The organism is Micromonospora humidisoli (assembly GCF_016900955.1).
In the GTDB taxonomy this organism is placed as follows: domain Bacteria; phylum Actinomycetota; class Actinomycetes; order Mycobacteriales; family Micromonosporaceae; genus Micromonospora; species Micromonospora wenchangensis.
This window is the reverse complement of sequence record NZ_JAFEUO010000004.1, coordinates 608770-624050: the sequence shown is the minus strand read 5'-3', so window position 1 is coordinate 624050 and position 15281 is coordinate 608770. Positions and strand designations below refer to the sequence as shown.

Sequence of the window (15281 nt, the reverse complement as noted above, 5' to 3'; positions counted from 1 at the left end):
CGAACAGGTGATGGGTACGGCGATCAGCCTGGACCTCGCCACCGACCTGCCCGCCGCCACCCTGCGGGAGTTGGCCGACGAGACGTTCCGCTGGCTGCGGGAGGTCGACGCCCGGTTCACCACCTACCGCGAGGACAGCGAGGTGCGCCGCGTCGACCGGGGGGACCTGCCGCCGGCCGGGGCGTCGGCGGACCTGCGCGCGGTGCTGGCCCGCTGCGCCGACCTGTGGGCCGGCACCGACGGCTTCTTCGACGCGTACGCCACCGGCCGGCTGGACCCCTCCGGCTACGTGAAGGGCTGGGCCGCCCAGGTCGCCTCGGACCGGCTGGTGGCCGCCGGGGCGGTCGACCACTGCCTCAACGCCGGCGGCGACGTCCGGGTACGCGGGCACTCGTCGTCCGGGCTGCCGTGGCGGATCGGTGTGCGGCACCCGTGGGACGCGGACGCCACCTGCCTGGTGCTCACCGGCACCGACCTGGCCGTCGCCACCTCGGGCGTCTACGAACGGGGGCACCACGTGCTCGATCCGCGCCGGGGCGTACCGGCCCGGGGGTTGCGTTCGGTCACCGTGGTCGGCCCGGACCTGGGTGTCGCCGACGCGTACGCCACGGCGGCGGTGGCGATGGGCGTGGCCGGCATCGGCTGGCTCGACCGGCTCCCCGGCCACCTGCACGCGGTGGTCACCGACGACGGGCGGCTGCTGCGGTCGACCGCCCTGCCGCTGGCCGACTGAGGCGTCGACGTGGTGGCGGGGTCACCTGCCGGTGGGTGCGTTCACCGGGCCGTGCGGTGGGTGCCGGCCGGTCGGGAGCCGGTCGGCCGGGGGCGACCCGGGCGGGAGCCGGCCGGCCGGGTGTCCGACCAGTGGCGGGGCCGTCGCCGGTACGGCGGTTCGGTGCCGCCGGTGTGCCGCATCTCGTCCCTGGCCATGTCGTACCCCCGCTCCGGTGGCGCGTGCGCGCCGTCGTGGTGTGCAACGAGTCCGGCGTGGGCGGGGACGCTGGCGGGAACCCGACCCGGCCACGTCCCGCCGCCTGCGGCCGGCCGGTCAGCGGCCGTCCGTCCGGTGGCCGGCCGGTGTGGGGCTGGCTGGTCAGTGGCCGCGCCGGGGCAGGGGGAGCTGGCCGGGCAGCAGCTCCGGGGTCAGCGTCACCCCGTCGGCCCGCAGGGCGTCGATCAGGCTGTTCTGCAACAGGTACGAGTCGGGCAGCCGCCAGCGGGCCTGTTCCGGGGCGACCGCCCAGCGCACCGGGCCCTCGGGCAGCCGGGTGGGGGGCGCCGGGATCCACGAGCCGGTGCCGTGCCGGACGACGTGGAAGCAGTGTTCCAGCTCGGGGCGCAGCGGGTCGCCGGGGCGGACCAGGAACATCCACCGCCCGGTCGGGGTCACCACCACCGGACCCCGGACGCCCGGCCCGGCGGGGTGCCCGGGTACGGCGTCGAGCAGTCGCCGGCCCAGGTGCGCCGACACCTCCAGCACGTCGAACGCCCGGCCGGTGGGCAGCAGCACCCCGTGCGGGCGGCTGCGCCACCAGGTGGCCACCCGGGCCGGGTCGGTGCTCGCCCCCCGCTCCCAGTTCTCCAGCGCGGGGTGGCAGCCGACGGTGGGACAACCGGCCCGGCCGCACACGAAACGGCTGCGTGCCAGGCAGGCACCGGGGGTCACCTCCCAGCCGTGCACCGCGTACCGGACGGCGATCCGGCGCAGGCGCACCCGTTCGATCGGTGCCAGCTGGGCGACCCGTGGCCCGACGTTCCCCCACATGTCCCGTGCTCTCCTCTGGCTTCGACCGGTCACCGCCACCCCTCACGTCGAGCGCCGTCACTGTCGTGATCCGGGATCGTTTGACCTGACGAACGGCTCGTGCAACTTGCACGAAGGTATGAGAACTGGCTGTACGTGTGACGTACACGCTGTGCGACCAGCGGCAACCTGGGCGGACGGATCGGAGACGCCCGGCGTGGGGCGTCCGGAGCCCGACCGGACGACCCACGAGGGGGAGGAACGGCAGAAGATGGACGAGCTTCCGATCGGGCGACGGGTGGCCTACTGGCGCGGGCGACGCAAGATGTCCCAGCAGGTCTTCGCCGACCGACTCGGCAAGTCCAAGAGCTGGGTCGACAAGGTCGAACGCGGGGTCCGCCGGCTGGACAAGTTCTCCGTGCTGTACGAGATCGCCGTGATCCTGCGGATCGACGTGCAACTGCTGCTCGGCAAGGACCCGGAACGGCGTACCGACGCGATGAGCTGCATCGACCAGTTCGAGGTGCAGGAGATCCGGGCCGCCCTGGAGCAGTACTCCTCGATGACCGCGTACTTCGACGGGGTGTCGTACCCGCCGCCCCTGACCGACCTGCGCAAGGCCGTCACCCACGCCTGGCTCACCTACCAGTACGGCCGCTACGCGATGCTCACCCGGGCGCTGCCGAAACTGCTGCGCGACGCCCAGGCCGCCGACGCCGGCTACGGTGGCGAGCCGGGCCGCGACGCCGCCCACCTGCTCGGGCAGGTCTACCAGATCGCCTCCTCGGTGCTGCGCAAACTGGGCGAGTGCGAGCTGGCCTGGCTGGCCGCCGACCGGTCGATGGCGGTCGCCCAGCGCGCCGACGACCAGCTGCTGGCCGGTGTCGCCACGGCCCGGGTGTGCAACGCGCTGGTGGCGATGGGCCGGGCCCGGCCAGCGCTGGAGCTGAACCTCAGCATCGCCAACCAGCTCGCCCCCGGCGGCATGAACGACAGCACGCCGGACCGGCTCTCCGTCTACGGCATGCTGCTGTTGCAGGGGGCGATGGCCGCCGCCCGGTTCGGCGACTCCGACGCCGTCGAGGATCTGCTGTACGGGGCAGGCGAGGCGGCGCTGATGCTCGGCAGCGACCAGAACCACTACTGGACCTCGTTCGGCCCGACCAACCTGGAACTACACCGGGCCGCCGCCGCCGTGGAGCTGGGCGACGGCGGGCGGGCGGTGGAGATCCACCAGCGCATCCCCGAGCCGAGCTTCAACGGGCTGCTGCCCGAGCGGCGGGCCCACCACCTGCTCGACCTGGCCCGGGGCTACGCCCAGCTCGGTGACGTCGCGATGGCGGGGGAGATGCTGCTGCGCGGCGACCGGCTCGCCCCGTCCGAGATCCGCTGCCGACCCATCGCCCACGAAGTGATGACCGACGTGCTGCGTCGCACACGTGGTGCGTTGCCCGCGCCGATTGCGGAGTTGGCTGAGCAGATGGGAGTCGGAGTATGAACACGGCGGCGGCCGGATGAGCGGCAGCCCCCACCAGAGCAGTGAGCACCGCGGAGTGCTCTACGTCATCGCCTGCGGTTCGCCGCTGGCCCGTCACCTCGACCGACTCGTCGGCCTGGCCCAGGACGACGGCTGGGAGGTCTGCGTCGTCACCACGCCCGACGGGGCGAAGTTCGTCGACCGGGCCGCGCTGGCCCGGCAGACCGGGCATCCGGTGCGCACCCACTACAAGAACCCGGGCGACCCGGACCTGCTGCCCCCGGCCGACGCGATGCTGGTCTGCCCGGCCACCGTCAACACGGTCAACAAGTGGGCGGCCGGGATCACCGACACGCTGGCGCTGGGTCTGCTCGTCGAGGGGCAGGGCCGGGGCGTACCGGTGGTGGTGGTGCCGTTCACCAACGTGGCGATGGCCGCGCACCCGGCCTTCATCAGCGGCCTGCGCCGGCTGGCCGAGTGGGGCGCCACGGTGCTCTTCGGCGACGACGTCTACCCACTGCACCCACCCGGTACGGGGGAACGGCACCTGCACGCCTTCCCCTGGGAGGCGGCGGTGGCGGCCCTACCGGGCCGCTCCCGGGCCACCTCGGCGGCCTGACCCGGCGACGGGCGTGGGCGTGGCCGGCACCGTGCGCCGGTAAGCTGACCGGCCGTGAGCACAACCGCGTCCCCGCCGTCCGTCGCCGATGTGGTTGCCGAGCTGGATCGGCGTTACCCGCCCGCCTGGGCCGAGGAGTGGGACCGGGTCGGTCTGGTGCTCGGTGAGCCCACCGACCCGGTCCGCCGCGTCTTCGGCACGGTGGACGTCGTCCCCGAGACCGTCGCCGAGGCGCTCGCCGCCGGTGCCGACCTGATCGTCGCGCACCACCCGCTGCTGCTGCGCGGCGTCTCCTCGGTCGCCCCGACCACCTGGAAGGGGCGGATCGTGCACGACCTGATCCGCGCCGGGGTGGCCCTGTACGTGGCGCACACCAACGCCGACATCGCCGCGCCGGGCGTCTCCGACGCGCTGGCCGCCCGGTTCGGGCTGACCGGTCTGCGTCCCCTCGCGCCGTCCGCCCCCGGTTCCCCGTCCGCCGGTGGCGGCCGGGGCATCGGCCGCATCGGCGAGCTGCCCGCCCCGCTGACGCTCGCCGAGCTGACCGGGCACGCCGCCGCCGTCCTGCCGGCCACCGTCTGGGGGGTTCGCGCCGGAGGCGATCCCGCGCGTATCGTGCGTACCCTCGCGGTCAGCGGCGGCTCCGGCGACGGCTTCCTGGCCGCGGCGACCGCCGCCGGTGCGGACGCGTTCCTCACCTCCGACCTGCGGCACCATCCCGCCGGTGAGCACCTCGCCGCCGGTGGGCCCGCCCTGCTGGACGCCGCACACTGGGCGACCGAACGACCCTGGCTGGACGACGTGGCCGCCCACCTGCGGGCCGGCTTCGGCGTCGAGACCGTGGTGTCCGACCTGGACACCGACCCGTGGACCGTGCACGCCGCCGCACCCGCGATGGACGACAAGGAGCCCCGACCGTGAAGGCTGAACCCCAGGTCCAGCGCCGCCTGCTCGACCTCCAGGCGATCGACACCACACTCGCCCAGCTCGCTCACCGCCGCCGGTCGCTGCCCGAGCGGGCGGAGCTGGAGGGGCTGGCCCGGGAGCTGTCCGCCCTGGAGGACGAGCGGGTCCGCGCCCAGGTCGCCGTGGACGACCTGGACCGGGACATCGCCCGCCTGGAGAAGGACATCGACCAGGTGCGGGCCCGCAAGAGCAAGGACGAGGCCCGGCTGGCCAGCGGCAGCGGGCCGGCCCGGGAGTTGGAGGCGCTCCAGCACGAGCTGGTCTCGCTCAACCGTCGCCAGGGTGACCTGGAGGACGCCGAGCTGGAGCTGATGGAGCAGCGGGAGACGGCGCAGGCGACCCTCGACGGGATCGAGACCCGCATCGCCGAGGCCAGGGACCGGCGGGCCGCCGTCGAGCAGCGCCGCGACGAGAACCTGGCCGAGATCGCCAAGGAGGAGGAGTTCAAGCAGGGCGCGCGCAAGCCGCTCGCCGCCGACCTCCCCGCCGACCTGGTCACCCTCTACGACAAGATCCGTGAGGACACCGGCCTCGGCGCGGCGCTGCTCACCGCCGGCCGCTGCGGCGGCTGCCGGCTGGAGCTGTCCGGCGCCGACCTGGCCCGGATCCGCCGGTCGGCCCCGGACGAGGTGGTCCGCTGCGAGGACTGCCGCCGGATCATGGTGCGTACCAACGAGTCGGGGCTGTAGCCCGGTGGCGGTGCGCGCGGTCGTCGTCGAGGCCGACGGCGGGTCCCGGGGCAACCCCGGGCCGGCCGGTTACGGTGCCGTGGTCCGGGACCCGGCCACCGGCGAGGTGCTGCTCGAACGGGCCGAGTCGATCGGGACGGCCACCAACAACGTCGCCGAGTACCGCGGTCTGATCGCCGGGCTGGAGGCCGCCGCCGAGCTGGGTGCGGCCGAGGTCGACGCCCGGATGGACTCGAAGCTGGTGGTCGAGCAGATGTGCGGCCGGTGGCAGATCAAACACCCCGGGCTGCGTCCGCTCGCCGCGCGGGCCGCCGCGCTGGTCGACCGCTTCGAGTCGGTCCGGTTCAGTTGGATCCCCCGCGACCGCAACCGGCACGCCGACGCCCTGGCGAACGCGGCGATGGACACCGCCGCCGGCAAACCGTCCCGCGCGACGCCCGTGCCGGCCGGCGGCGAGGCGTCCCGGGTGGTGGCGGGCGTCGACTCGCCGGGCCGGGCGCAGGCCCGCGAGGTGGCCGCCCGTGCCGCCACCCGGTCCACCGGCACCGACCCGGCGACCACCAAGGCGTCCTGGGAGCCGAGGCCGAGCTTCACCGCCACCCGGCTGATCCTGGTCCGGCACGGGGAGACCGAGTGGACCGTGCAGCACCGCTACGCCGGCCGCGCCGACGTGCCGCTGTCCGAGTCCGGTCAGGCCCAGGCGCGGGCCACCGCCACCCGGGTGGCCGCGCTGGCCCCGTCCGTCGCGGCCGTGCTCAGCTCACCGCTGTCCCGGTGTACGGCCACCGCCGAGGCGATCGCCGCCGCGCTCGGCGGTCTGCCGGTACGACCACAGGACGACTGGATCGAGTGCGACTTCGGCGACTGGGACGGGCACACCTTCGCCGAGGTGCGGGACCGGTGGCCCGGCGAACTGGACGCCTGGCTCGCCTCGACCCGGGTCGCCCCGCCGGGTGGTGAGTCGTTCACCGAGGTCGGGCAGCGGGTCGACCGGGCGATGGTGGAGCTGCGGGAGGCGTACCCGGGGGAGACCGTGGTGGTCGTCTCGCACGTCTCGCCGATCAAGCTGGCCCTGCGCGACGCCCTCGCGGCCGGCGACGCCCTCCTGCACCGGCTCTACCTGGACGCGGCGGGTATCTCGGTGCTCGACATGTGGCCCGACGGGGGCGTCGCGGTCCGTTCCGTCAACGACACCGCCCACCTTCCGGTCCGCTGATTCCGGACCGTCCCGAACCGGCCCGGGATTCCCGGGCCGGTTCGTCGGCGGTCGATGCGCCGCGCCGTTCGTCGTGCCGTTCGGCGCAGCCGGAACACCGTTGGGCGCATCGTCAAGCGCCAATTGATCGTGCTTGGCCGCACCGGGTCGTAGCGTCCGGCCGTTACTGGCCGGAACGACTACCGGAGGTAGGTCAGATGACCGCTGCCGAACCGGAGACGCCGCGCACGGCGTCGTCCAGGGCGAAGGACCACAGCCCCTGGAACTGGTTGCTCTTCATCCCGATCGTGGTGCCGCTGATCCCGGCGCTGTTCAACGCGGACGCGCCCCGGTTGTTCGGTTTCCCGCGCTTCTACTGGCTGCAACTGGTCTGGATCCTGCTCGGGGTGGCCACCACCACGCTGGTCTACCAGATGACCAAGAAGCGGGGAAACCAGTGAGCGCGAGGAGTGAGCCGGTTTTGCGAGCCCCGCAGTCGCGAACGAAAGGGGCCCCAGTGAGCGTGAGGAGTGAGCCGGTTTTGCGAGCCCCGCAGTCGCGAACGAAGGTGGTCTGCTGATGTGGCGTGATCATCTGACCGAGATCATCGTTTTCTCGGCACTCTTTTTGCTGGTCAGCGGGATGGGTTTCGTGGCGGCCCGGTGGCGGGCGCCGAAGGACATGGCACACCTCGACGAGTGGGGGCTGGGCGGGCGCAGCTTCGGCGGCTGGATCACCTGGTTCCTGGTCGGCGGTGACCTCTACACGGCGTACACCTTCGTGGCGGTGCCGGCGCTGATGTTCGGCGCGGGCGCGGCCGGGTTCTTCGCCGTGCCCTACACGATCGTCATCTATCCGCTGGTGTTCCTGGTGCTCTGCCGGCTCTGGTCGGTGTCGCACCGGCACGGGTTCGTCACCCCGGCCGACTTCGTCCGCCGCCGGTTCGACTCGCCGGTGCTGGCCCTGCTGATCGCGATCACCGGCATCGTGGCGACCATGCCGTACATCGCGTTGCAGCTGGTGGGCATCGAGGCGGTGCTCAAGACGATGGGGGTCACCGGGGACAGCGCGGTGGCGCGGCACCTGCCGATCATCATCGCCTTCGCGATCCTGGCCGCCTACACCTACCAGTCCGGGTTGCGCGCCCCGGCGCTCATCGCGTTCGTCAAGGACAGCCTGATCTACGTCGTGATCCTGGTGGCGGTGATCTACCTGCCGTACAAGCTGGGGGGTTGGGGTTCGATCTTCGACGCGGCGGACGCGAAGTTCGCCGCCTCGCCGAACCCGAACGACGGCATCCTGCTCAACGCCAACAACCAGCTCCAGTACGTCACCCTGGCGTTCGGTTCGGCGCTGGCGCTGTTCCTCTACCCGCACAGCATCACCGGCGTGCTGGCCAGCCGGAACCGGGACGTGATCAAGCGGAACATGTCGGCGCTGCCGGCGTACAGTCTGCTGCTCGGCCTGATCGCGCTGCTCGGTTTCATGGCGATCGCGGCCGGGGTGAAGCCGCTGCCCGGGGCGAAGGAGGGCACCGTCGACAGCAACACGGTGGTGCCGGTGCTGTTCGACCAGCAGTTCCCGGACTGGTTCGCCGGGGTGGCGTACGCGGCGATCGGCATCGGCGCGCTGGTGCCGGCGGCCATCATGTCGATCGCGGCGGCGAACCTGTTCACCCGCAACATCTACAAGGAGTACCTGAAGCGGGACGCCAGCCCGGCGCAGGAGGCGAACGTCTCGAAGATCACCTCGCTGGTGGTCAAGGTCGGCGCGGTGGCCTGCATCGTCTTCCTCGACCCGCAGTTCTCCATCGACCTCCAGCTCATCGGTGGCGTGATCATCCTCCAGACGCTGCCGGCGGTGGCGTTGGGCCTCTACACCCGCTGGTTCCACCGGGGCGCGTTGATCGCCGGCTGGGTGGCCGGCATGGGGCTGGGCATGTGGATGCTCTACCAGATCCCCAACCCGGCGTCGAAGCGCGCACATTTCGGTGGGTCGGCGTTCCCGCTGTCCGACTTCGGCTTCGACACCAAGAAGACGATCTACGTGGGCATCGTCGCCGTGCTGGTGAACCTGGTGGTGGCGGCGCTGGTCACGCTGGTGCTGCGGGCGGCGAAGGTGGCCGAGGGCGTGGACGGCACCACCCCCGACGACTACTTCGCCGACGAGGGCGACCCCCGCGTCACCCCCGGCCCCGACCGCGACGCCGACTCCGCCCGCGAACCGGTCGCCTGACCCCCACCCCCGACGCCCCGCTCCCAAAGCGGGCTGCCCCGGTCGGGCTGCCCCGGTCGGGCTGCCCCGGTCGGGCTGCCCCGGTCGGGCTGCCCCGGTCGGGCTGCCCCGGTCGGGCTGCCCCGGTCGGGCTGCCCCGGTCGGGCTGCCCCGGGCTCGCTCCGGGAGCGGGGTGCCCGCCCGCCCCCGTTGATCAAGAGCTTTACGTCAACATCCCGCCGAGAATTGACCCGAACCTCTTGATCACGCGACCGACGTGGCCGTCGGCCACCATCCGGGCGGGTGGGGGCGGGTGGGGGGCGGTGATCAAGAGGTTTGCGTCAACTTCCGGTGTGGAGGTGACGTAAACCTCTTGATCACCGGGGTCGGGCGGGGGAGCGGGGGAGGGGAGCGGGGAAGGGGAGAAGGTCAGCGGCGGCGGGTGCGGGAGTCGAGGGCGTGGTTGAGGCGGGTCAGGAGGGTGGCCAGGGTGTCCCGGTCGGTGGGGGTCCAGTCGGCCAGGATGTCGCCGTAGAGCCGGGTCCGGGCGGCCCGGACGGCTGCCATCCGGTGCAGGCCGGCGGGGGTGGGGGAGATCACCGTGCCCCGCCCGTCAGCGGGGTCGGGGGCGCGGGCGATCAGGCCGTCGCGCTGCAGCGCCGAGACCTGCCGGGTGACCGTGGAGCCGTCCAGGTTGAGCCGGGCGGCCAGCGCCGAGACGTTCTGCGGGCCGGAGGCGTCGAGGTGGCGCAGGATCACGTACGCCGCCCGGTCGAGGACCCGGTGCTCGGCGCTGCCGGTGGCCCGGCGGGTGGCCTCGCCCAGACGCATGAGCAGGGCCACCTCGGTCTCGATCCGACCGAGGGCGGCCTCGTCCGACTCCGTTCGCGTCGCGTGGTCGTCACTCATAGCTGTACGATACAACGGAATTACCTGTACGATGCAGTTATATGCGGCTTCGGCCGGACGGGAGAGCGCGGAGTGGACCGGCGTACCGAGCCCCACCGCAGTGCCATCTACGCCACCACGCTGGTGGCCTTCCTCGCCATCGCCGGCATCGCCGTGGTGGACCCCATCCTGCCCGCCATCGGCACCGCCATCGGCGTCACCGCCTGGCAGGTCGAACTGCTCTTCACCGCGTACATCGCGGTGATGGCGGTCGGGATGATCCCGGCGACCCTGGCCAGCGGACGCTTCGGCTTCAAGCCGGTGCTCGTCACCGGCGTCTCCGTGGTCGGGCTGGCCGCCATCGCCGCCTCGTTCAGCAACGACATCGTGCAACTGTCCGTGCTGCGCGGCGTGTGGGGACTGGGCAACGCGATGTTCTTCGCCACCGCCATGGTGGTCCTGGTCAACCTCGCCAACGACCGGGAATGGGTGGTCGGCCTCTTCGAGACCGCGCTCGGCCTCGGCTTCGCCATCGGACCGCTGATCGGTGGCCTGCTCGGCGAGATCAGCTGGCGGCTGCCGTTCTTCGTCTGCGGCATGTTCATGGTGCTCGCCCTGCTGGTGGCCGCCCGCCGGCTCCGCGAGCCGACCCACCGGCAGTCGCCCGTACGGCTGGGCCAGATCTTCGCCACCTACCGCCGGCCGGCGTTCCTCATCCTCTGCGTGGTCACCGCCGCGTACAACTTCGTCTTCTTCGTGGTGCTCGGCTACACGCCGCTCTTCCTCGGCCTCGACGTCATCCCGCTCGGCCTCGCGTTCACCGGCTGGGGTCTCGGCCTGGCCGCCGGCATCCTGCTCATCGGCCACCGGCTCGCCCACCGGATCGGCGCGGTGCAGACCGTCGGGGTGGCGCTGCTCGGCCTGCTGGCCTGCATGGTCCTCTTCGCCACCTCGACCGGCACCGTCGAGTCGCTGGTGGTGCTCGTCGTCGCCGGCCTGTGCATGGGCCTGGCCAACGCCAACCTCACCGACCTGGCCCTCGGCCTCGGCTCCGCCGACCGGCGGGTCGCCACCGGCGCGTTCAACCTGGTCCGCTGGGGGGCCGCCGCACCCGCCCCGATCCTGTCCGGCAAGCTCGCCGAGCACAGCCTGGCGTTGCCGTTCTGGGTCGGCTTCGGGGTGCTCGCCGTCGGGCTGCTCGTCTACCTGGCCTTCGCTCACCTGATGGCTGCCGGCTACGGCGAACGGCTGCGCTGGTCCCGCTGGAACCGGGCCGCCCGGCAGGCCGAGCACGCCCCCGAGGAACCGGTCGGCGAGGCGTACTGAGCGGGCCGGTGGCCGCTCAGCCCAGCGCCCGCCAGAGCAGGTAGAGGCCGATCGCCGTGCCGAAGCAGACGATCAGGGTCCGGAGCACCACCGGCGGCAGCCGGCGGGTCACCCGGGCCCCCACGTACCCGCCGAGCATGGTGGCCGGCGCGACCACCGCGACCGCCGCCCAGTTGACCGGCCCGAACAGGGCGAACACCACCAGCGTGGTCAACCCCACCACGGCCGAGAGCAGGTTCTTCACCGCCGACACCCGGGCCAGCGTCGCATCCAGCACCAGGGCCAGGCCGGCCACCAGCATCACCCCGAGCGCCGCGCCGAAATAGCCGCCGTACACCGTGCCGACCGCGACCATCGCCTGCACCGTGAGGGTACGGCGGCGCGGGCCCAACTCGGCCGGGTGGCCGACCAGCCGGCGTAGCGGCCCCTGGAAGGCCAGCACCGCAGTGGCTCCGAGCACCAGGAACGGCACCACCAGGTCGAACGCCCGCGCCGGGGTGGCCAGCAGGAGCAGGCAGCCGACCCCTGTGCCGAGCACCGCCGTCGGCAACAACGGCCACAGCGTCCGCCGGGGCGGCAGGTCCATCCGGCTGCCCGCCACACTCGCCGCGTAGCCGGGGAAGACCGACACCGAGTTGCTGACGTTGGCCGCCACCGGCGGGATACCGACCGCGATCATCGCCGGGAAGGTGATCAGGGAACCACCGCCGGCCGCCGCGTTCACCGTGCCCGCAGCGAGACCGGCGACGACCAGCAGTACGGCATCGGAGAGCTCCATGGTGCCCAGAGGCTAGTAGGCCCTGATCAGAGCCCCTCCACCGAGTCGACCGCGTACCATTTTCGGCTTCGTTGCGGCCCGGCCCGGGGTGGGATGGGTGCGGGACGCCGCGCCGTTAGGATGGGAACGCGACGGACGAGTCGACCGGGCGGTCGCGTCGGCGGGCTGCGGCCCGCCGCCGAGGAACGTCCGGACTCCACAGGGCAGGGTGGTTGTTAACGGCAACCCGGGGCGACCCGCGGGACAGTGCCACAGAAAACAGACCGCCGACCCCACTCGGGGACGGTAAGGGTGAAACGGTGGGGTAAGAGCCCACCAGCACCCCGGGTGACCGGGGTGGCTCGGTAAACCCCACCCGGAGCAAGGCCAAGCAAGGGCGTCACCGCACGTTGACGACCCGGCGCAGACGCTTGAGGGCTGCCCGCCCGATGTCTGCGGGTAGGCCGCAGGAGCCTGCCGGCGACGGCAGGCCGAGATGGATGGCCGCCGCCGGTGCGGACCCCGCGAGGGGTACGCGCCGCGCACAGAATCCGGCGTACAGGTCGACTCGTCCGTCGCCCACCAGCTCAGAGCCGTGATCATGGCCCTGAGCTGGTTCTATGTTCGGGCGTCGATGGTCGTCGTTGGTCAACTTTGGCCGGCGTTTGACGCCCTGTGGACGCCCTGACGCCCTGGAGACGCCCTGAGTGCTGTGTCCTTGGGCCGGGTCGTGCTGCATTGTCGTGGGGGCCTTCGTGGGGTCGGCGCGTGCGTTTCCGGGTGCGGCTGGCGGCTGCGGGGGAGGGTCGGGCACGTCCTGGCCGTGGAGCTGGGTACCGCGATGGGATGAGCCAGTGGCAAGCCAGTCCCGGGGTTGGACTGGCGCGGCAGCCGGAAGCCCCGACCATGGGACCAGGCCGACCCGCCGGCTTCCGTCACGGCCTCGCTGGGCCTGGTCCCTCTGTTTGGCGGGCGGTGTCCCGGCGGCTGTCGGCGGCTCACCGCCCCGGTGCCGTAGGCGTCCGGGGCGGCTTGCCGCCGGCCGGGCTTGCCGCCCCGCACCGCGCGGAGCGCGGTGCCTTGATCCATAACAGAGCTATTCGGCAGTTGTGCCTAACCTGTCGCTAGGTGACGATATTTACTGCACCATCTCCATCCACCTCGAACAGTACGTCGCCAGTTTCGTCTGAAGGCTCCGAAAGCTGGCCTGCCTTGATCGCGTCTACTCTGGCCAGAAAGTCTTTATGGGCGCGCTTTGTTAGATCTAAGAGCCCGTGCCAGGTCTGATGTGACACCCGCGGATCCGATGCTAGTGAAGACTTTGCCACCGCTCCGAGGCTGTCGATGTGGTCTGCGACAAACGTCAGGCGACGAATTGGGAACTGGTTGCCAAGTTCGGGGTTGTGGTCGAGGAAATCTTCTAGAGCTTGCAGGTAGTCGACTCCTCGCGCGTACTCGCCATTTGTGAGATGGTAATCGAGCCGCTTGATTTCCACAATCCAAAGAACGCCAGAGTCGTTTAGCATTACAAAGTCTGGCTCTTTCCTCTCGTTGTCGATGGCCGAGGTTACGACAGTTTGACCGAACTTCTTGAAATACCAGGACTCGAAGCTTGCGCGAACGCGTTTAAGCGATTCGTTCATGCCGAGCGGCGTCCACTCTGGTGCAAGAATCCACGGGGCTTGTTCGATCAGTTCTTGCAGGGGTCGTTCCAGGGTGGACCGGTCCGCAACGAGTTCTTCCAGCTTGGCGATAACATCCAGTCGCTCTTCTGCAACCTGGCCGAGTGAGTACATTTCCAATAGGCGGGCGCGTTGGAACAGCACCATCACTGCATCGATTGTCGTAGCTGTCGTTTCTGCGACTTCCCGGAGAGTGCCGAGAAGCGTGCGGTGCGGAGCAATGGCTATAGCGAGGTCGGCAATTCGGTCCACATGGTCCTGATCCTCAAGGGCTTCCGGATCAACATCCTTTACCAGAAGTTTAGCCGCCTCATTTACAGAGTCGCGGAGCTCGGGCTCTTTTGCTGATATCTTTCCCAGCTTTTTGTCAAGCTGGGCCTTCTGTTTGAAATCGGTCCACTTTTCCTTGCTGAGAGCCTTCTCTGCCTGCTTGCCAAGTTCTTTTATCAGGCGCTGGCCCCAGCTCCTTAAGGCTTCACCTTGGTCAGACGCCCATATGATGTCTTGGCGGTCTGAGCGCACGAGATCGTCCTCTTGGTCTAGCCATTCAGCATGGATTTCCCCCACTAGATACGAGCGCATCTTAAATTCGCCAGTGAAGCCCGCTCCGATATCGAAGTCTCTAGTCTGGGCAACGATCTTCCCTCGGGCATAAATGCGGACCCCGGCCATTGCGGGGTCTTTGTATGGCTTGCGTGCGTATGCCACGAAGCCAGTAACGGGCAGGAAGGTATCTTCATACGGGACTGGCCGCCCGCTTAGATCGATTTGCGTATCCTCAAGGTAATCGATCTTAAGCGTGCCTAGCTCAAAGGGGGCACCGCTGCTGAGCGAATCATAGATGGTCACTTTCCAGTCATCGCGGGTTAGACCGAATCGTGCACACAGTTGACGATCTAGTTCTTCTCGACTGGGTACCCGCTTGCGGAAGAAATCCCGAAGCTTAATTGTAGTGCCGGATTCTTCCTTATAAGTGCCGTCAAGCTCGCCCGGCTCTGGGTTGTACTCTGCATCGGTGTCTGCGAGCATTTCCGCAAGCTTCATCACGATGTGAGAAACGCGGTAGCCTCTTGGGCTCTCTTCTCCGCCTGCGGTTATTACTTCGACGGTCTGGCATATGCCAAAGGGCGCGAGCTTCCCGATGCCTTTTCGCCCCATTACGGGCCGTAGTTTATCTCTAGATTTATCGCTGCCGGTGCGCTTGCGACGGTCCGCCCCTACTGATAGGTAGTGACGATTGAGCTCGTCTGCAGTCATCCCGTGGCCGTCATCCACAATGGTGATCTCATAAGTGGCTACAACGGGTTGCGCATCTTCATAGGCTACGAGTGGTGATTGAGGTGGCGCGGCAAAAGTGCCTGAACCAGGCAAGTCGTCAGCGCTTGATACGTCGATCAGGGTGTCTGCCGGGCCTGTTTTTGATCCGCTGGAACTTAGAAATACTCCCCAAGGTAGGGTGATTTCAACCTTTTCGGCGTCCGCGTCATATGAGTTAGCGATCAACTCTGCCAGAACCGCCGTCACGCGGTCGTAAAGCTTGATGCCCAGTTTGTCGATCGTGAGACGGCTAATCTTCATCGTGTACTTGGGCTTCGATGGCTCGGCGTCACCAGGCCGACGCATCGCCGGCACGCGGTGGGATGTAGTCTCGATGGGCTGACCCAAAGCTTCCCCACCTGCAAATTCAGCCGGCTCCTGCATTCGTTGCACCTGACCCTCCATGG

Annotated in this window: 13 protein-coding genes and 1 other RNA gene; 10 read left to right on the top strand and 4 right to left on the bottom strand. The window is 70.1% G+C overall.

The features are described 5' to 3' along the window. The first annotated feature begins 10 nt into the window (after nucleotides 1-10). Nucleotides 11-733, top strand: a complete 723-nt coding sequence (locus tag JQN84_RS17615; protein WP_204959657.1) for an FAD:protein FMN transferase — start codon at nucleotides 11-13, stop codon at nucleotides 731-733. Between the two features lie 360 nt (nucleotides 734-1093). Here the strand turns inward: JQN84_RS17615 and JQN84_RS17610 are convergent, their stop codons facing one another. After that, nucleotides 1094-1765 carry a bifunctional DNA primase/polymerase gene (locus JQN84_RS17610; RefSeq protein ID WP_204959426.1) on the bottom strand — a complete coding sequence of 224 codons (672 nt, stop codon included), beginning with the start codon at nucleotides 1763-1765 and terminating at the stop codon, nucleotides 1094-1096. A 250-nt stretch (nucleotides 1766-2015) separates the two neighbouring features. On the opposite strand from JQN84_RS17610, the gene JQN84_RS17605 reads away from it, so the two are divergent. The 7 genes from JQN84_RS17605 to mctP all read left to right on the top strand — a co-directional run bounded on the left by JQN84_RS17605 (nucleotide 2016) and on the right by mctP (nucleotide 8925). After that, entirely contained in the window at nucleotides 2016-3242 is a 1227-nt protein-coding gene (locus JQN84_RS17605; RefSeq protein WP_204959425.1) for a helix-turn-helix domain-containing protein, read from the top strand. Between the two features lie 16 nt (nucleotides 3243-3258). Continuing rightward, the gene (locus JQN84_RS17600; RefSeq protein ID WP_204959424.1) at nucleotides 3259-3840 is read left to right on the top strand and encodes a flavoprotein; all 582 of its coding nucleotides are present in this window, start codon (nucleotides 3259-3261) and stop codon (nucleotides 3838-3840) included. A gap of 90 nt (nucleotides 3841-3930) precedes the next feature. Beyond that, on the top strand, nucleotides 3931-4761 hold the full coding sequence (locus JQN84_RS17595) for a Nif3-like dinuclear metal center hexameric protein (RefSeq protein ID WP_204959656.1): 831 nt from the start codon (nucleotides 3931-3933) through the stop codon (nucleotides 4759-4761). Beyond that, a complete protein-coding gene (locus JQN84_RS17590; RefSeq protein ID WP_204959423.1) occupies nucleotides 4758-5495 on the top strand; it encodes a zinc ribbon domain-containing protein in 738 nt (245 codons plus the stop codon). Before JQN84_RS17595 ends, JQN84_RS17590 begins: the two co-directional genes overlap by 4 nt. A gap of 4 nt (nucleotides 5496-5499) precedes the next feature. Then, on the top strand, nucleotides 5500-6711 hold the full coding sequence (locus JQN84_RS17585) for a bifunctional RNase H/acid phosphatase (RefSeq protein ID WP_204959422.1): 1212 nt from the start codon (nucleotides 5500-5502) through the stop codon (nucleotides 6709-6711). A 197-nt stretch (nucleotides 6712-6908) separates the two neighbouring features. Continuing rightward, nucleotides 6909-7151: a DUF3311 domain-containing protein gene (locus JQN84_RS17580; RefSeq protein WP_204959421.1), complete on the top strand. Its 243-nt coding sequence runs from the start codon at nucleotides 6909-6911 to the stop codon at nucleotides 7149-7151. Between the two features lie 118 nt (nucleotides 7152-7269). After that, nucleotides 7270-8925, top strand: coding sequence for a monocarboxylate uptake permease MctP (gene mctP / locus JQN84_RS17575; protein ID WP_204959420.1), 1656 nt, complete (start codon nucleotides 7270-7272; stop codon nucleotides 8923-8925). A 408-nt stretch (nucleotides 8926-9333) separates the two neighbouring features. On the opposite strand, the gene JQN84_RS17570 is transcribed toward mctP, so the two are convergent. Further along, nucleotides 9334-9813 (bottom strand): MarR family winged helix-turn-helix transcriptional regulator, encoded by a 480-nt coding sequence (locus JQN84_RS17570; protein WP_204959419.1) that lies wholly within the window; start codon nucleotides 9811-9813, stop codon nucleotides 9334-9336. A gap of 72 nt (nucleotides 9814-9885) precedes the next feature. On the opposite strand from JQN84_RS17570, the gene JQN84_RS17565 reads away from it, so the two are divergent. Continuing rightward, on the top strand, nucleotides 9886-11118 hold the full coding sequence (locus JQN84_RS17565) for an MFS transporter (protein WP_204959418.1): 1233 nt from the start codon (nucleotides 9886-9888) through the stop codon (nucleotides 11116-11118). A gap of 16 nt (nucleotides 11119-11134) precedes the next feature. Here JQN84_RS17565 and JQN84_RS17560 read toward each other — a convergent pair whose 3' ends face one another. After that, nucleotides 11135-11896 (bottom strand): sulfite exporter TauE/SafE family protein, encoded by a 762-nt coding sequence (locus JQN84_RS17560; protein WP_204959417.1) that lies wholly within the window; start codon nucleotides 11894-11896, stop codon nucleotides 11135-11137. Nucleotides 11897-12032: 136 nt separating this feature from the next. Here JQN84_RS17560 and rnpB point away from each other — a divergent pair. Continuing rightward, an RNA gene (gene rnpB, locus JQN84_RS17555) (RNase P RNA component class A) lies at nucleotides 12033-12450 on the top strand. Between the two features lie 549 nt (nucleotides 12451-12999). Here rnpB and JQN84_RS17550 read toward each other — a convergent pair. Then, nucleotides 13000-15258 carry an ATP-binding protein gene (locus JQN84_RS17550; protein ID WP_239485695.1) on the bottom strand — a complete coding sequence of 753 codons (2259 nt, stop codon included), beginning with the start codon at nucleotides 15256-15258 and terminating at the stop codon, nucleotides 13000-13002. Nucleotides 15259-15281: the final 23 nt, after the last annotated feature.

Bases quoted from the DNA above. Each gene is read 5' to 3' on its own strand.
- JQN84_RS17615 (WP_204959657.1), top strand. From the start codon at position 11: ATGGGTACGGCGATCAGCCTGGACCTCGCCACCGACCTGCCCGCCGCC.
- JQN84_RS17610 (WP_204959426.1), bottom strand. From the start codon at position 1,765: ATGTGGGGGAACGTCGGGCCACGGGTCGCCCAGCTGGCACCGATCGAA.
- JQN84_RS17605 (WP_204959425.1), top strand. From the start codon at position 2,016: ATGGACGAGCTTCCGATCGGGCGACGGGTGGCCTACTGGCGCGGGCGA.
- JQN84_RS17600 (WP_204959424.1), top strand. From the start codon at position 3,259: ATGAGCGGCAGCCCCCACCAGAGCAGTGAGCACCGCGGAGTGCTCTAC.
- JQN84_RS17580 (WP_204959421.1), top strand. From the start codon at position 6,909: ATGACCGCTGCCGAACCGGAGACGCCGCGCACGGCGTCGTCCAGGGCG.
- mctP (WP_204959420.1), top strand. From the start codon at position 7,270: ATGTGGCGTGATCATCTGACCGAGATCATCGTTTTCTCGGCACTCTTT.
- JQN84_RS17570 (WP_204959419.1), bottom strand. From the start codon at position 9,813: ATGAGTGACGACCACGCGACGCGAACGGAGTCGGACGAGGCCGCCCTC.
- JQN84_RS17560 (WP_204959417.1), bottom strand. From the start codon at position 11,896: ATGGAGCTCTCCGATGCCGTACTGCTGGTCGTCGCCGGTCTCGCTGCG.
- JQN84_RS17550 (WP_239485695.1), bottom strand. From the start codon at position 15,258: ATGCAGGAGCCGGCTGAATTTGCAGGTGGGGAAGCTTTGGGTCAGCCC.